General features: G+C 66.8%; 16 protein-coding genes. 5 read left to right on the forward strand and 11 right to left on the reverse strand.

Features of this window, described 5'->3' with window-relative positions; all coding sequences use genetic code 11:
- Positions 1–106: 106 nt before the first annotated feature.
- Positions 107–616 (reverse strand): DUF2505 domain-containing protein, encoded by a 510-nt coding sequence (locus C5O27_RS01420; RefSeq protein ID WP_006358344.1) that lies wholly within the window; start codon positions 614–616, stop codon positions 107–109.
- A gap of 10 nt (positions 617–626) precedes the next feature.
- On the reverse strand, positions 627–1133 hold the full coding sequence (locus C5O27_RS01425; protein WP_006358343.1) for a DUF2505 domain-containing protein: 507 nt from the start codon (positions 1131–1133) through the stop codon (positions 627–629).
- 38 nt (positions 1134–1171) lie between these two features.
- On the opposite strand from C5O27_RS01425, the gene C5O27_RS01430 reads away from it, so the two are divergent.
- Positions 1172–2293: a UDP-N-acetylmuramate dehydrogenase gene (locus C5O27_RS01430; protein ID WP_127961707.1), complete on the forward strand. Its 1122-nt coding sequence runs from the start codon at positions 1172–1174 to the stop codon at positions 2291–2293.
- Between the two features lie 21 nt (positions 2294–2314).
- On the opposite strand, the gene C5O27_RS01435 is transcribed toward C5O27_RS01430, so the two are convergent.
- From C5O27_RS01435 to C5O27_RS01465, 6 genes are all read right to left on the reverse strand, one after another.
- Complete coding sequence (locus C5O27_RS01435) at positions 2315–3409, reverse strand: alpha/beta fold hydrolase (protein ID WP_127961708.1); 1095 nt, start codon at positions 3407–3409, stop codon at positions 2315–2317.
- Between the two features lie 60 nt (positions 3410–3469).
- On the reverse strand, positions 3470–4297 hold the full coding sequence (locus tag C5O27_RS01440) for a MerR family transcriptional regulator (RefSeq protein WP_006358340.1): 828 nt from the start codon (positions 4295–4297) through the stop codon (positions 3470–3472).
- Positions 4298–4303: 6 nt separating this feature from the next.
- Positions 4304–4627 (reverse strand): DUF2516 family protein, encoded by a 324-nt coding sequence (locus C5O27_RS01445; protein ID WP_005200278.1) that lies wholly within the window; start codon positions 4625–4627, stop codon positions 4304–4306.
- Positions 4628–4698: 71 nt separating this feature from the next.
- Positions 4699–5817, reverse strand: a complete 1119-nt coding sequence (locus C5O27_RS22680; RefSeq protein ID WP_164905297.1) for a heparin-binding hemagglutinin — start codon at positions 5815–5817, stop codon at positions 4699–4701.
- Between the two features lie 14 nt (positions 5818–5831).
- Positions 5832–6365: a helix-turn-helix domain-containing protein gene (locus C5O27_RS01460; protein ID WP_006358338.1), complete on the reverse strand. Its 534-nt coding sequence runs from the start codon at positions 6363–6365 to the stop codon at positions 5832–5834.
- A gap of 115 nt (positions 6366–6480) precedes the next feature.
- Positions 6481–7821 (reverse strand): DUF445 domain-containing protein, encoded by a 1341-nt coding sequence (locus tag C5O27_RS01465; RefSeq protein WP_006358337.1) that lies wholly within the window; start codon positions 7819–7821, stop codon positions 6481–6483.
- Between the two features lie 41 nt (positions 7822–7862).
- Here C5O27_RS01465 and C5O27_RS01470 point away from each other — a divergent pair, with 41 nt between their 5' ends.
- The 4 genes from C5O27_RS01470 to C5O27_RS01485 all read left to right on the forward strand — a co-directional run bounded on the left by C5O27_RS01470 (position 7863) and on the right by C5O27_RS01485 (position 11469).
- A complete protein-coding gene (locus C5O27_RS01470; protein ID WP_187346472.1) occupies positions 7863–8663 on the forward strand; it encodes a TetR/AcrR family transcriptional regulator in 801 nt (266 codons plus the stop codon).
- A complete protein-coding gene (locus tag C5O27_RS01475) occupies positions 8660–9487 on the forward strand; it encodes an SDR family NAD(P)-dependent oxidoreductase (RefSeq protein WP_127961709.1) in 828 nt (275 codons plus the stop codon). Before C5O27_RS01470 ends, C5O27_RS01475 begins: the two co-directional genes overlap by 4 nt.
- Complete coding sequence (locus C5O27_RS01480) at positions 9484–10335, forward strand: polyphosphate kinase 2 family protein (protein ID WP_006358334.1); 852 nt, start codon at positions 9484–9486, stop codon at positions 10333–10335. The genes C5O27_RS01475 and C5O27_RS01480 overlap by 4 nt, the downstream gene beginning before the upstream one ends.
- 180 nt (positions 10336–10515) lie before the next feature.
- Positions 10516–11469 (forward strand): hypothetical protein, encoded by a 954-nt coding sequence (locus tag C5O27_RS01485; protein ID WP_127963732.1) that lies wholly within the window; start codon positions 10516–10518, stop codon positions 11467–11469.
- Positions 11470–11637: 168 nt separating this feature from the next.
- Here C5O27_RS01485 and C5O27_RS01490 read toward each other — a convergent pair whose 3' ends face one another.
- From C5O27_RS01490 to aceA, 3 genes are all read right to left on the reverse strand, one after another.
- A complete protein-coding gene (locus C5O27_RS01490; protein ID WP_127961710.1) occupies positions 11638–12420 on the reverse strand; it encodes a heparin-binding hemagglutinin in 783 nt (260 codons plus the stop codon).
- 252 nt (positions 12421–12672) lie between these two features.
- Positions 12673–13560 (reverse strand): 3-hydroxybutyryl-CoA dehydrogenase, encoded by an 888-nt coding sequence (locus C5O27_RS01495; RefSeq protein ID WP_127961711.1) that lies wholly within the window; start codon positions 13558–13560, stop codon positions 12673–12675.
- Positions 13561–13723: 163 nt separating this feature from the next.
- A complete protein-coding gene (gene aceA / locus C5O27_RS01500; protein ID WP_005200301.1) occupies positions 13724–15019 on the reverse strand; it encodes an isocitrate lyase in 1296 nt (431 codons plus the stop codon).
- Between the last annotated feature and the right edge of the window lie 307 nt (positions 15020–15326).

Here is a 15326-nt window from a genome sequence, read left to right on the forward strand (position 1 = left end):
CACCGATCCACCCGACGGAGACGGTTGATGTTGGTCGTTCCGCGCGTCACCCGGCCGATCGGACTGTTCGACGGCCGTCGCCCGGACTGCTGTCCGGGGGTGCGACTCACAAGTTCTTGTCGATCCAGTCCTTGGCGTACTCGGCCTCGGCTCGGAACAGATCGACCAGGTTGATGAGGATCATCTGCTCGAGCTTGCCGTTGACGAACGGGACGAAGACCTTCGCCTCACTGGTCCGGCGGATCGTGCAGCCGTCGTCGGTGGGGAACAGTTCCTGCCAGCCGTTGAGGCTGCCCGGACCCGCGGGGATCGACGCGTTGTAGGTGCCCTTGGTGTGGTCCGGGTCGAACGGACCGAGGGTCTCCTCACGCGTGATGACCATGTCCTTCATCATCACCGTCTGCGCGAGCGGGGGCAGCTGGTCGCGACCGATCGTCTGCCTGAGGACGACCTTGACCCCGTTCTCGTCGGAGGTGAAGGAGGCGACCTCGCAGTGCGGCGAGATCATCTGGAATCCCGCCATCATGTCGTCCCAGTACTGCTTGATGCTGTGCGCTTGGTAGAGCTTCTCCGCAGGGTGGGTGTAGCGAGCGGAGTAGCTGAGCCGTCGTGCCATGACGACCAGGCTACGTCAGCGGATTTCCCGACTCCCAATCGACGGTGTGCCCACACTCGTGATCGAGCAGGCCGACCAGCTCGCTGACCACGGCCTTCTCGATCTTCCCACCGAACATCGGCAGGTTCACCGACACCTCGGCGGAGCAGTCACTGGTCGCCGGATCGCCGGCGGTGGTGATGGTCCCGTACACGTTCACCGGCACCGGGGCGCCCTCGACCGTGGCGTGGATCTCACCCTCGATCCGGTCTCCGACCAGCCGAAATGTGTTCTTCCGCGGAATCCGGAGGTCGCCGGGCATGATCTTGGTGACCGCCGACGGGAGCTTCTCCGAGGGGATGCCCTGACTCATCTCGACGGACACGGTGTCGCCCGCGATGTTCACCTTCTCGACGTGGCCGTGACCGGAGTTCATCCGCTCCACCAGATCGTGCCAGTACTGCTCAGTGGTGTAGAGCGCCCAGAGCCGTTCGGTGGAGAACGGGTAGGACACCGAGTGCTGCAGCTTGCTCGCCATGAGGAGAACGCTACCGTTCGCCGGTTACCGTTGAACGCGTGACCGACACGCAGACGCCGCTGAGCGCGCCCCTCGCCGAGCTGACCACCCTGCGTCTGGGCGGCCCGGCCCGCGAGATCGTGCGCTGCCCGGACACGCGCAGCATCGTCGAGACCATCCAGGAGCTCGACGAACGGTCCGAACCCGTGCTGGTGATCGGCGGCGGGTCCAACCTCGTCATCGGCGACGCCGGCTTCGACGGCACGGCCGTCGTGCTGGCGAGCAGCCGCATCGAGTTCGGCTCGGGCCGCGAGTCGGGTCGTCCGCATGTCGTCGCCGACGCCGGCGTGGGCTGGGACGACCTGGTCGCCGCGACCGTGGAGGCGGGTTTCGGAGGGTTGGAGTGCCTGTCGGGGATTCCGGGCGCGGCCGGTGCGACGCCGGTGCAGAACGTCGGGGCCTACGGAGTCGAGGTCGCCGACATCCTGCGGTCGGTCCAGGTCCTCGACCGCCGGTCGGGCACCCTGCGGTGGGTCTCCCCCGCCGAGCTCGGACTCGGCTACCGCACCAGCAATCTGAAGCACCGCAACGATTTCGTGGTGGTCGCGGTGTCCTTCTGGCTCAACGACGATCGCGCGAGCCAGCCGATCCGGTACCGCGAGCTGGCCACGACGGTCGGTGTCGAGCCCGGCGACCGCGTCGACGCCGTCACCGCCCGCGAGGCGGTGCTCGGACTGCGTCGCGGCAAGGGCATGGTCCTCGACCCCGACGACTTCGACACCTGGAGTGCCGGTTCGTTCTTCACCAACCCGATCGTCGACGGCGAGGACGCCCCCGCGGTCCTGGAACGCATCGCGGCGAGGGTCGGCGACGACGTGGCGATCCCGTCCTACCCGGCCGGCCCGCAGCCGAACACGGGCGACTCCCCGAACGCCGACGCCCCCACCGCGATCAAACTGTCGGCGGGGTGGCTCATCGAACGGGCCGGCTTCGGACGCGGCTACCCGTCCGCCGACGCCCCGGTCTGCTTGTCCACGAAACACACTCTGGCGCTGACCAATCGGGGTGCGGCTACCACCGACCAGCTGCTGACGCTCGCGCGCGAGGTCCGGGACGGCGTCCTCGACACCTTCGGCGTCACCCTGCGACCCGAGCCGGTCTTCGTCAACTGCGTGCTGTGAGGCCGGGTCAGAGGTTGCGACTCAGCTGACCCGCTGCTCGGCTCGCGAGACCTCGGCCACCAGGTCGTCGAGCATTTCGTTGAACCGCTCCGCGGCCTCGATGCTCGCCATGTGGCCGACGCCTTGGTAGACGACCAGATCACGCAGCGAACCATTGCGCCGCAACACCTCTGCCATCTGTTCGGCATGGGTGCGCGGGGTCAGCCGGTCCTCGGTACCGACGACCACGGTCGTGGGCACCGACAGCGCGGCCAGCCCCGGCGTGACGTCGAGTTTGCCCATCGCCGAACCCCAGCCGGCCCGTGCGCGCGGGGGGCAGGCTCCGATCATCTCGTCGACGAAGTTGACGTGCGCCTTGCGCGCGTGGGGTCCCAGTGCGATGTAATGCGAGATGCGAACGCCGTAGGGAGTCTTGGGGATCGGCACCGGCATCGAGGTGAACGCCTTGGCCACCACGGGCGCGAACGGCCGCGCATACGCGGGCAGATCAACCGGGACGAGGGTGTGGTTCTCCAGGACGCCCTTCGCTGCGGTCGAGACGAGCACCACGGCCGAGACCCGCGAGCCGACCTTCTCCGGGTACTGCCCCGCCCACGACATGATGGTCATCCCGCCCATGCTGTGCCCCACCAGGATTGCGCGCCGGCCGGCGGGCACGGCTGCCTCGAGCACAGCGTCGAGATCCTGTCCGAGCATCGCGATGGTCGGACGCCGGAGGCCTCGCTCACTGAGTCCGTGACCACGCTGGTCGTAGACGACCACGCGTCGGCGACCGCCCTCGGAGGAGGCGAGGTGATTGATCTGCGGATACCAATACGCGGTGTTGCAGGTCCAACCGTGAACCATGACGATGACGTCACCGTCGTCGTCCGCTGCGTCGTCGGAGCCGTAGATCTCGACATTGAGGACGGTCCCGTCGGAACTGCGGACCGGCAGCCGGTGCGGCGCCGAGTCGGGCGCGGTGAGCAGGTCGTCGGGACCGTCGTCGACCGCGAGTTCGGCGCGCAGCGCACTTCGGGCGATACCGGCGAGCACGGTGCCCACGCCGACCCCGACCACGCCCGCACCGATCACGGTCGCGATTCCCCCGACGTTCACCAACGACCTCTTGTTCACCGGCACTCCTCCAGCCTCGGACGGGTCGTCCGCAAGGGAGACCCGAGGGGGGCGCCGCGTTCAGCGCCCCGTGTCGGTGTTCAATGTACCAATATCCGTTGTCTCATAGCCGGGGTCAGGCTGGTCACCGGACGAATTCGGCGTCGTGGAGTCAGGTTCGTCATCCCCGGTGGTGGCATCGAAGTAGGTCGCCGCCCGCCCGATCGCCTGGGAGATCTGCTCGTCGAGGGCCCGGCGGAACGTTGTCTCGACGATCTCGTGCGCCATCGGACGAACCGTCTGGATCAGGTCAGCCATCTCGCTCACGCCGGCCTCGCCCAGGTCGGGAAGGTTCTCGTCGAAATACTTGTCGGTGATGATCGACACGAAGCTCGACGCCACGTCCTCGAGATCGTCCTGGACACGAACCCACCGGTCGAGGAGGAACTCCAGGTCGACACCGGCCTTCACCAGGACCTCGGCACCCTCGAGGAGCTCGGGGTTGCGGATCGCATAGTGCGTGCCGTCCTTGGCCAGCAGACCCAGCTTCTGACTGAGCGCGATGGACCTGTCCGACGCGTTGAGCGTCTTCTTCAGCTCGGCGATGGTGATCGTCGCGGCGCGCTTGAAGTTGCGGAATCGACCGCCCTTCGGCGACCCGCGCAGGATCTGTTCGACGCGCATGCCGTGGTGGGCGGCGTGCAGCAACTCGCTGATCGTCGCGAACGTGTACCCGCGTTCGAGCATGCGGGAGATGAGGTTCAGGCGGACCAGGTGCTGGTCGGAATACCAGCCCGCACGGCCGCGGATGGTGGGTGGCGGAAGCAGTCCGCGGTCCTGGTAGACCCGGATGTTGCGAACGCTGACCCCCGACGCCTCGGCGAGGTCGTTGATCCGATACTCCGCCACGATGCCTCAGGCCTTTTTGCTGAACCAGGACTTGCCCTGGATGTCGTCCACACGTTTGCGCACGTCGACCAGGTACACGAGCATCGCGACCACGCCGATGATGCCCAGGAAGCTCACCGCGCCGAAGAACCAGATGAACAGCGACGCGGCGGCCAGGATCGCAACCCAGATCACCTTGCTCTGCCGGTCGACCGCCGGGAAGGCATCGGGCCGCTGAATGGCCGCGTGGATCAACGCGACGACCGCCGCGATCCCCGCGACCACAGTCAGGACCAACATGATCAGACTCTGCCCGTAGGCCAACACGCTGAAGACGTCCACGCCGAACACTCTAGTCCCGTGCGCCCCGATTGCCGCAGCAGCCCACGACGCCACGCGCGGGCGGAACGTGCGCCGAGGGATCAGTCGGCGCGGGGAGTGGCCTTCTTGGCAGCAGTTTTCTTGGCGGGAGCCTTCTTCGCGGCCGTCTTCTTCGCTGCGGTCGTCTTCTTCGCCGCGGTCGCCTTGTTCGCCGCTGCGGCCTTCTTCGCCGCGGGTGTCTTCTTCGCAGCCGCCTTGGTCGGTGTGGCCTTCGTCGCCTTGGCGGGGGTGGTCTTGCGGGCCGGGGCCTTCTTGGCCGCGGCGCGTTCGGCGGCGCCCTTCACCGCGGCGGCCTTCTTCGCCGGCGCCTTCTTCGCGGGAGCCTTCTTGGCCGGGGTCGTCTTGGCGGGGGCCTTCTTCGTTGCCGCCTTCTCGGCCGGTGCCTTCTTCGCGGGTGCCTTGTCCGCGGCAGCCTTCGCGGGAGGGGTCGCCTTGGCGGGGGCCTTCTTCGCCGGAGCCGGCGCCGCAGCGACCGCCCGCACCGGAGCGTCGGCGCTGGCGTCGCGGATCGTGCCGTCGGGTCCGCTGCCGTCGGCCAGCCCGGCCAGGCGCAGCGCCCGCTCACCAACCGCGCGAGTCTGCTCGGAGATCGTCCCCAGCGCCTCCTCGGTGAGACCGACCGCGTCGCTGTAGACCTTCTCGAGCTTCGGCAGGTTCTCCCCGACGACCGGCTGCGACAAGAGCTTCCCGACGGCCTCGTCACGCCGTTCCGACAGGGACGTCAGCAGCCCGGCCGCGACGGCGAGATAGGCCTCGGCGACCTTGCGGAGCTCCTCCGGGGAGAACCGGGCGCGCAATTCCTCGATCTCGCTGGGCAATTCGACCGGAAGCGTCGACAGCTTCGACTTCGCCTCCTCGAAGAGCGCCAACGCGGTCGCGAGCGCCTCGTCGATCCTCGCCTGGGCGTCGTCCCGGGAACCCGTGATCTTCGCCTGCGTCGAGCCGACGGTCTCGACCAACTTCGACTGGGTGGTCTCGACAGTCTCGGCGAGCCTCGACTGGGTGGTTTCGACGGTCTCGGCGAGCTTGGACTGAGTAGTTTCGACAGTCTCGGCAAGCCTCGACTGGGCCTGTTCGCTCGCCGCCTCCCCGCGCTCCCGGACCTCGGCCAGCAAGGCGGCCACCTGTCCCACGGCTGTCGTCAACGGGTTCTCGCTCATTCAGCTCTCCTGCCTCAGTTCTCTCGGAACTCGTCTTTCTCGGAACCAGTCGAGGAGATCGCGTTCTCCTTGCGGAAGGACTCGTAGATCTCCAGCAACATCTGTTTCTGACGCTCGTTGATCGAGTCATCTGCGATAAGAGCATCACGGACCGGGCTCGCGGGGCGTTCTTCGAGAATTCCTGCGCGCACGTACAACACTTCCGCAGACACCCGTAGGCCCTTGGCGATCTGGGCGAGGACGTCCGCGGAGGGTTTCCGGAGGCCTCGCTCGATCTGACTGAGGTACGGATTGCTGACCCCGGCACGTTCGGAGAGCTGCCGGAGCGAGACCTTTGCGGCCACTCGCTGGGACCGGATGAAAGCACCGATGTCCTGCGCCGCGTTCGCCACCGCGTCCTGCGCGGCCGTCGCGACGGCCTCCACGGCCTCGACCGCCATCGCCGTCGTGCCGTCGCCGTCGTCGGACGCATGATCCGCGGAGTCGACGGACTCGGCCTCGCCGTTCACGACGGCGTCGACGGAAGCCTCGTCCTTGTCGCGCTTCATCACGCTCCGTTCCAGGGGTGGATCATCTCTACCGAGTATCGACGTCGCTGCTAGCACGTGCAAGCACACAGCTAATCCGGGCGTCGGATCGTGGGCGGATCACTGGGATTCGACGTCAGTGGAAGATCAGCACCGACGTCGTGTGGATGACCAGGCCGGCGAGCGCACCGACCACGGTGCCGTTGATCCGGATGAACTGCAGATCGCGTCCCACCTGCAGTTCGATCTTGCGGCTGGTGTCGTCGGCGTCCCAACCGCGCACGGTCTCGGTGATGACCGAGATGATCTCCTGCGAGTAGTTCGCGGCGATGTGGTGCGCGACCCGCGCGACCCAGCCGTTCATCTTCTCCTGCAGCGGACGGTCGTCGCGAATCCTGGTGGCGAGCTGGATGATCGAGTCCGACAGGGTGTTCCGCAGCGTGCTGTTGGGGTCGTCGAGCATCTGCTCGATGACGGCCTTGCCGGTCTTCCAGGCGGTCGACGCCGCGCCGGTGACCTCGTCGCGACCCACCAGTTCCATCTTGATCGCCTCGAACTTCTCGATCATCTCGGGATCGTTCTGCAGGTCGTCGGCGAACTTCTCCACGAATTCGTGCATGGCCCGGCGCAATTCGTGGTCGGGGTCGGAGCGCACCTTGTAGGTGAACTCGACGAGCTCCCGGTGGATCTTGTCGCCGACGAGTGTGTTGACGAACTTCGGCGTCCACTGCGGGCCGTCGCGGTCGACGAGGCGGTCGATGAGGTCCTGGCTGCCGATCGCCCATTCGTGCGCGCGATCGCACAGCATCTGGAAGACCGGTTCGAGGCGGTCCTCGGCGATGAGCTGTTCCAGGATGCGGCCCGTCGGGGGTGCCCACTGGGGTTCGGCGACCCACTTCAGTGCGGCCTGGATGAGCTGTTCGACGTCCTCGTCGCGGAGCATCTCCGACGCGAGCTGGATCGCGCGCGCCGCTTCGCCGGAGATCCGCGGCGCGTTGCGCGGATCGGCGACCCACGTCGACAACCGTCGCGGCAGATCGATCTGCTGTGCGCGGTAGACGACGACCTCGGGCGTCATGAAGTTCTCTTCGATGAAGCCGCCCAGCTGGTCGCCGATGTCGTCCTTCTTCTTGCGGATCAGGGCGGTGTGCGGGATCGGGATACCCAGCGGATGCCGGAAGAGAGCCGTCACCGCGAACCAGTCGGCCAGCGCGCCGACCATGCCGGCCTCGGATGCGGCCTGCACATAGCCGACCCACGCGGCGACGTCGGCGCCGTCGCGGTGCTCGAGGTAGCGGGTGAAGAGGTAGACCACCGCCGCGAAGACCAGGAAGCCGGTCGCGACCGCCTTCATCCTGCGGAGATCCCTGCGTCGGCCGGCATCCCCGGCGCTGTCCCCTCCGAATCCAGGGGCGGACGGCGCATCGGGCTTGCCCTCGGGCTGCCCGGCGACTCCTTCGATCACTCTCGATGCCATGGCACCAGTGTCACCCATCAACCGACTACGCTGGCGTCGTGATGGCCAACCGCCCCAATCCCGCAGCTGCTGCGCGTGCAGCGATGGCGGCTGCGGCCAACGTGACGCGCGGCCTCGAACAGGTTCTGACCACGGTCACCGAGACCGGCGCCAAACCGGACGGCCGCAAGCAGCGTTGGGAGAAGCACAAGCTCGCCCGACGCACCGAGCTGACCGACGGCGTCATCACCGCGGTCCGCGAGCTCGGCGCCGACGTCGGGATGGACGAGATCGCCGCCCACATCGGTGTCTCCAAGACCGTTCTCTACCGGTACTTCACCGACAAGAGCGACCTCGGGGTCGCGACCACCGTGCGCTTCTTCGAGAACACGATCTGGCCGCGACTGACGGAGGCGCTCTCCGACGACGTCGACGAGTACACGCTCACCCACACGATCATCGGTGTGTACGTCCACGCGGTCGACGACGAACCCAACCTGTACCGCTTCGCACTCGCCAGCTCGCCGACCTCGTCGCCGGCTCCCGCCGACTCGGTACGCCTGGTGTCGCAGCTGGTCATGAGCAGCATCGTGATGCGCATGACCGAGCGCGGCGCGGACACCACCGGCGCCGAGCTGTGGTCGCACGCTCTCGTCGGCGGTATCCAGCACGTCGTCGACTGGTGGATGACCAGCCGCACGCTCGACGCCGACCAGGTCGTCGACTACCTGACGATGATGGTGTGGAGCGCGGTCGTGGGCGTCGCCGCCGTCGACGGCTCGCGCGAGGCCTTCCTCGCCTCTCCCCCGCCGCTGACCGAACCAGCACGCGAGGCGCCGTCCGACGCGACAGGCGGCTCATGAGCCGGGTCGCGCTGGTGACCGGCGGTAGCCGGGGCGTCGGCCAGGGCGTCGCCCGTTCGCTCGTCGACGACGGCTGGACCACCTACGTCACCTCACGTCACGGCACCGGACCGGAGGGCGCCATCGCCCTTGCGTGCGACCACACCGACGACGCCGCGGTGGCCGCGGTGTTCGACGAGATCGCCTCTTCCAGTGGGCAACTCGACCTCCTCGTCAACAACGCGTGGGCGGCGCCGAAGGGATTCGGCGGGTTCTCGGACCCGTTCTGGAAGCGCCCGGTCGACGACTGGGACACACTTATCGGCGTGGGTCTGCGTGCCCACTACGTGGCCTCGGTGCATGCGGCGCAGCTGATGACCGAGGCCGGTCGGGGTCTGATCACGAACATCTCGTCGTTCGGTTCCCGCGGCCATCTGCATTCGGTGCTGTACGGGATGAGCAAGACGGCGCTGGACAAGATGGCCGCGGACATGGCCGTCGAGCTGAAGGGCACCGGGGTCAGCGCGATCTCGTTGTGGCTGGGCCTGATCCGCACCGAGCTACTGCTGTCGCTCGGCATCGACGAGTTCGCCGGTTTCTCGTTGCAACGAGCCGAGGACCCGGAGTTCGTGGGTCGCGTGATCTCCCGCCTCGCGCAGGACCCCGACCTCGCCGCGCACAGCGGCCACACCCTCGTCACCGCCGAACTGGGCGCCCGCTACGGGATCGTCAACAACGATGGCACACCACCGGATTCGCATCGCGGCGCATTCGGCGGCGGGCCGCTGTTCCCGCCGGCGATCGAGACCGATCAAGCAGTGGAGCCACGAAAGGACGAGTCATGAGGAACGGTTGGTCCATTCCCGCCGCCGGAGCCCTCCGCGCAGGTGCGGTCGGGCCGATCGCCTCCTTCGACCCCGGATCGACGCCCGGGTTCGACGGTGACAAGATCTCCGGCGCAGAGCTTCTCGTGAAACGCGGCGAGGAGCTGGCCGGCCTCCAGGAGTTGCTGTACGCCAACGGCCGTGCCGGCGACCACCGGTCGGTACTGCTGGTCCTGCAGGGCATGGACACCGCGGGCAAGGGCGGCATCGTCCGGCACGTGGGCGGTCTCCTCGACCCACAGGGGTTGTCCATCAAGGGATTCGGGAAGCCGACGCCGGAAGAGTTGCAGCACGACTTCCTGTGGCGCATCAACAAGGCGCTCCCGCCCGCCGGCCGGATCGGGATCTTCGACCGGTCGCACTACGAGGACGTCCTGCCCGTACGGGTACACAACCTCGTCCCGAAGTCGGAGTGGGAGAAGCGCTACGATCTCATCAACCAGTTCGAGTCCGAACTGGTCGCCAACGGCACCACGATCATCAAGTGCTGCCTGGTGGTGTCCAAGGACGAGCAGAAGGCACGTCTCGCCGAACGTCTCGACCGTCCGGACAAGTACTGGAAGTTCAACCCGGGTGACATCGACGAGCGCGCCCACTGGGACGCCTACCTCGAGGCCTACCAGGACGTTTTCGACCTGACCGACAAGGACTCGGCACCCTGGTTCGTGATCCCCGCGAACCGGAAGTGGTTCGCCCGCCTCGCTGTCTGCGAGCTGCTCACCACCGCACTCGCCGGCCTCGATCTCGACTGGCCGAAAGCGGATTTCGACGTCGAGGCCGAGAAGAAGCGGCTCGCCGCCAGCGACTGAACGTCGCGAAAAGAGCCACTCCCGCGTGAGCGCTTCGTCGCCGCGGGAGGAGTTCCTTTGCGCGGGCGCCAGCCGATAAGCGGGAGGGCAGGGGTACGGCGGGAGGGAAACGGACACGCGGCGGGAAGGCGATGAGATCGGTGGGAGCCGAAATGCGTTTCGGTGCGTCAAAGAAGGATGATGGCCTTCCCAATCGATCAGTACGGTCTCGTCAGGAGAGCCGCAGCGCTCGACGCCGCGATCTCCGACAACGAGCTCGCGGCCGCCGTCCGCCGCCGCGAACTCATACGTCTCGTGCCAGGCGTGTTCGTACCGGCATCGACACAGTTCGTCGGACATGAGGGCGCCCAACGGTTACACCGGTTCAAAGCGATCGCGGTTGCGACCAACTGCGACGCCGGTGCGCAGGCAATGCCGCTGAGTCATGCGTCGGCTGCCGCCGTCCACGGACTCCCACTCCTCAAACCGGACATCGAGTCCGTGCACGTCGTGAACGGGAAGAAGTCGGGTGGATTCATCCAGGGGCACCGCCACGTCCACGCAGCACCATTCGGTGACGACGACATCGTCGAGGTCGACGGCATGCTGGTCACGACCCTCGAACGCACCGCGGTCGATGTCGCAACGAGCGGCACTTTCGCCCAGTCGCTGGCCGCATTCGATCAGGCCCTGCGTACCGGCGCGAACGCCGAAAAGCTCGCACATACCCTGGCGGATCGTCGACGCCGAGGTGTCCGCACCGCCCGACGGGCGTTGCGACTCGCCGACCCCCTGTCCGAGAACGTGGCCGAATCCTGGACTCGCGCGCAGATGATCGAGGCGGGGTTGCCGATACCGAGACTCCAGCACGAGTTCCGCGGCCGTCGCGGCACCTACTATTCGGACTTCGACTGGGACGAGCGGCTCATCGGCGAGTTCGACGGGATGGTCAAGTACGGCCGGCTGCGCAAACCCGGAACCACCGTCGAAGATGCCGTGATGCGGGAGAAGCGTCGTGAGGATGACCTGCGCGCTCTCGGTGCCATCGTCGTCCGATGGACGTGGACGGATCTCGAGAAGGGTGCGGTGGTGGGGATGCTTCGTCCGTGGCTGGAAAGTCTGAAGCTGCTGTCGTCGAGGACCATTCCCGCGTGACTGTTTCCTTGCCGCCGGCCCGATTCCCTCGCGCTTATCGGCTGGCGCCCGCGGGAGGTAGTCCTCCCCGCGGGAAGGAATCCAGCCCGCGCGGGGGAAACACCCGAGCGCACACACGACGACGCCCCCGCCGGACAGCGGGGGCGTCGTAGTGACTTGCGCGAGTGCTTACTTCGCGGTGGTCGCCTTCTTGGCCGGAGCCTTCTTGGCGGGCGACTTCTTGGCCGGGACCTTCTTCACCGGGGGAACCGACTCGTCCTTGGCCTCGGCGACCTTCTTGGCCGGCGATGCCTGAGCGGTGCGGGCCTTGGCCTCGACAGTGCCTGCGGCGCCGTCGATCTCCTTGGCCGCGTCGTCGGCCTGCTCCTTGATGTCGCCGCCGATCTCTTCGATGGCGACGGCGACGTCCTCGACCTCTTCGCTCACGCGACCGGCCAGCTTGGCGGCGCGCTCACCGACGAGGCGGGTCTGCGAGGACACGACGCCGAGGGCGTCTTCGGTGATGTCGACCGCGTCGTTGTAGACCTTCTCCACACGGGACAGGTTCTCCTGGACGACCGGCTTCTTGCGCAGGCGCTCGAGGGTGGCCTCACCACGCTCGGCGAGCGTGTTGTAGAAGTCGGTGGCCTTCTCGACGTACGGGTCGGCCAGCTTCTTGAGCTCGTCGGCGGTCAGCTTGCCGCGGAGTTCGTCGATCTCGGTGGGAACTTCCTCGGAGAGCGACTCGATGCGGGTCTTGGCCTCATCGAAGCGGCTCTGAGCCGTCTCGGGCAGGTCGGCGATGAGGGCCTTGGTCTCGGTGTAGCGAGCCTCGAGACGCGTCTGGGCGGTCTCGGCGGCGGCCTCGGTGCGCTCACGGAGCTCGGTGAGCTTCTCGGTGACCTGCGTGAAGGCATAGTCACCGGCGCCGACTGCGGCGTAGAGGGGGGCGTAGTTACGGGTGGTGGTCACGAGTGACTCCTTCTGTTGGCACCAATCGCGCTGCAGCACATGCGGTCTCGCTGATCTCGGCATCATTGCCGGGCGCATGTCGGTTTGTCGTCGGTTCGACCCGATGTCCGGTGTCGCAAGCCGCCATGATCTTCCGGCTCGTCACCGCGCGAGATTAGGGAACCGCGGCGCCATCGGTATTGGTGTTTCCGAAGTCCAGTATCCACGCCGTGCTAGCAAATGCAAGCATTCTGCTAACACCTGTGTCTCAGCTCACCTTTTGCCGGCGAGAACCCGCTCGTACTCATAGAAGCCGTGACCGGCCTTCTTGCCGAGACGGCCCGAGGTGACCATCTGCACCAGCAGCGGGGGCGGCGCGTAGAGCGGCTCGTCGAACTCCTCGTGCATCTTGTCGGCGATGGCCTTGACGGTGTCGAGACCCACCAGGTCGGCGAGCTTCAGCGGCCCCATCGGATGGGCGCAACCGAGCATCATGGCCCTGTCGATGTCCTCGACCGTCGAGAAGCCGCTCTCCACCATGCGGATCGCGGAGAGCAGATAGGGAACGAGCAGGGCGTTGACGACGAAGCCCGAGCGGTCGGCGGAACGGATCACCTGCTTGCCGAGGACGTCGTGCGCAAAGGTTTCGGCCCGCGCGGTCACCTCGGGAGCGGTCACCGGCGTGGTGATGAGCTCGACCAGAGGGAGCACGGGTACGGGATTGAAGAAGTGGAGGCCGATCACGCGGGCGGCGCTCTGAGTCGCCGTGGCCAGCTTCATGATCGCGATGGAGGATGTGTTCGACGCGAGGACCGCGTGCGGATCGTCGACGATCTTGTCGAGGTCGGTGAAGATCGCGGTCTTGACGGCCTCGTCCTCGACGACGGCCTCGCAGACCAGCTGACGGTCGGCGAAGTCGTTCAGATCCGAAGTGAAGGTGAGTCGGTCGGCCGCCTGGTCGCGTTCACGTTCGGTCAGTTTGCCGCTCGACACTCCCCGATCGAGCGAACTCAGAATGCGGGCGCGCCCCGCGGAGAGGAGATCACGGGTGGACTCGTAGACCAGTACGTCGGCTTGGGCCCGGGCACACACCTCGGCGATCCCGGCGCCCATCTGTCCGGCTCCGACGATGCCGACTCGGGTGATCTTCTGGCTTGTCATGTCAGATCCTCCGGGAAACGCCTATGTGACAACTGATCTCGTAAGAACACGGGTAACTCCCGGGGTACGACCAAAGCCCTTGATACGCCAGCAGGCGGCCCGCAGCGAAAGCCGCGGACCGCCTGAAGGGGTTCGCCAAAGTTCCGGGCAGGCGGAATAGCTCCTAGTGGAACTGGCCCTCTTCGGTCGAGCCCTTGAGAGCTGCGGTCGAGGTGTTCGGGTCGACGGTGGTGGCGATGCTGTCGAAGTACCCGGCGCCGACCTCACGCTGGTGCTTGACGGCGGTGAAGCCACGCTCGTCGGCTGCCTTGAACTCGCGGTTCTGCAGGTCGACGAAGGCGGTCATCTGCTCGCGGGCGTAACCGTAGGCAAGGTCGAACATGCCGTAGTTGAGCGAGTGGAAGCCGGCCAGGGTGATGAACTGGAAGGTGAAGCCCATGGCGCCCAGCTCGTTCTGGAACTTGGCGATGGTGCTGTCGTCGAGGTGCTTGCTCCAGTTGAACGACGGGCTGCAGTTGTAGGACAGCAGCTGGTCGGGGTACTCGGCCTTGACGGCCTCGGCGAACTTGCGAGCCAGCTCGAGATCCGGGGTACCGGTCTCCATCCAGATCATGTCGGCGTACGGAGCGTAGGACTTCGCACGCTCGATGCACGGCTCGATGCCGTTCTTCACGTGGTAGTAGCCCTCGGCGGTGCGCTCACCGGTGACGAACTGCTTGTCGCGGTCGTCCACATCGGAGGTGATGAGGGTCGCGGCCTCGGCGTCGGTACGCGCGATGACGACGGTGGGGACACCGGCGACGTCGGCGGCCAGGCGGGCCGAGTTCAGGGTGCGGATGTGCTGCTGGGTCGGGATGAGCACCTTGCCACCGAGGTGGCCGCACTTCTTCTCCGAGGCGAGCTGATCCTCCCAGTGGGTACCGGCGGCACCCGCGGCGATCATGGCCTTCTGGAGCTCGTAGACGTTGAGAGCGCCACCGAAGCCGGCCTCACCATCGGCGACGATCGGCACGACCCAGTTGTCGACCGAGTCGTCACCCTCGACGCGGGCGATCTCGTCGGCGCGGAGCAGCGCGTTGTTGATGCGACGAACAACGTTGGGAACCGAGTTCGCCGGGTACAGCGACTGGTCGGGGTAGGTGTGGCCGGACAGGTTGGCGTCACCGGCGACCTGCCAACCCGACAGGTACACGGCCTTCAGGCCGGCGCGGACCTGCTGTACGGCCTGATTGCCGGTGAGGGCGCCGAGAGCGTTGATGTAGGAACCGTCACCCTTGGTCACGCCGTCCCACAGGATCTCGGCGCCACGGCGGGCGAGGGTGTGCTCCTCGACGACCGAACCCTGGAGCTGAGCGACCTGCTCGGCGGTGTAGTCGCGCTTGATGCCCTTCCAGCGGGGGTTGGTGTCCCAGTCCTGCTGGATCTCCGCGGCGGTGCGGGGCTTTCCGACGTTGCTCATTGGCTACTTCGCTTTCGTTGTCCTGCTCGTCCCGACCGGGTCGGATCGGGGCGACCGGCCCGGCGCGCCGCCGAGGCCTGGAGTGCTGACCGGCATCCGTCGTGAACCCCGAGAGCTTTGCACTCGCGCGTCCGGCGGCGGTGTCGGCCGGATTTGCGAACTCTTGGGCTTCCGTCTGTGGTGCCTGCAGCAAGGGTGCCACAGGATAAACCCGCAGGTCCAACCCTCAGTGAGTGCAAATCCGGGTTATTTTTTGACGAGGGTTTGCAAATTCTGCAAATCTTGTCGTGTGAAAACCCCCGCGGTC

Origin of the sequence: Gordonia alkanivorans, assembly GCF_004011905.1 — a bacterium.
GTDB classification, from domain to species: Bacteria; Actinomycetota; Actinomycetes; order Mycobacteriales; family Mycobacteriaceae; genus Gordonia; species Gordonia alkanivorans.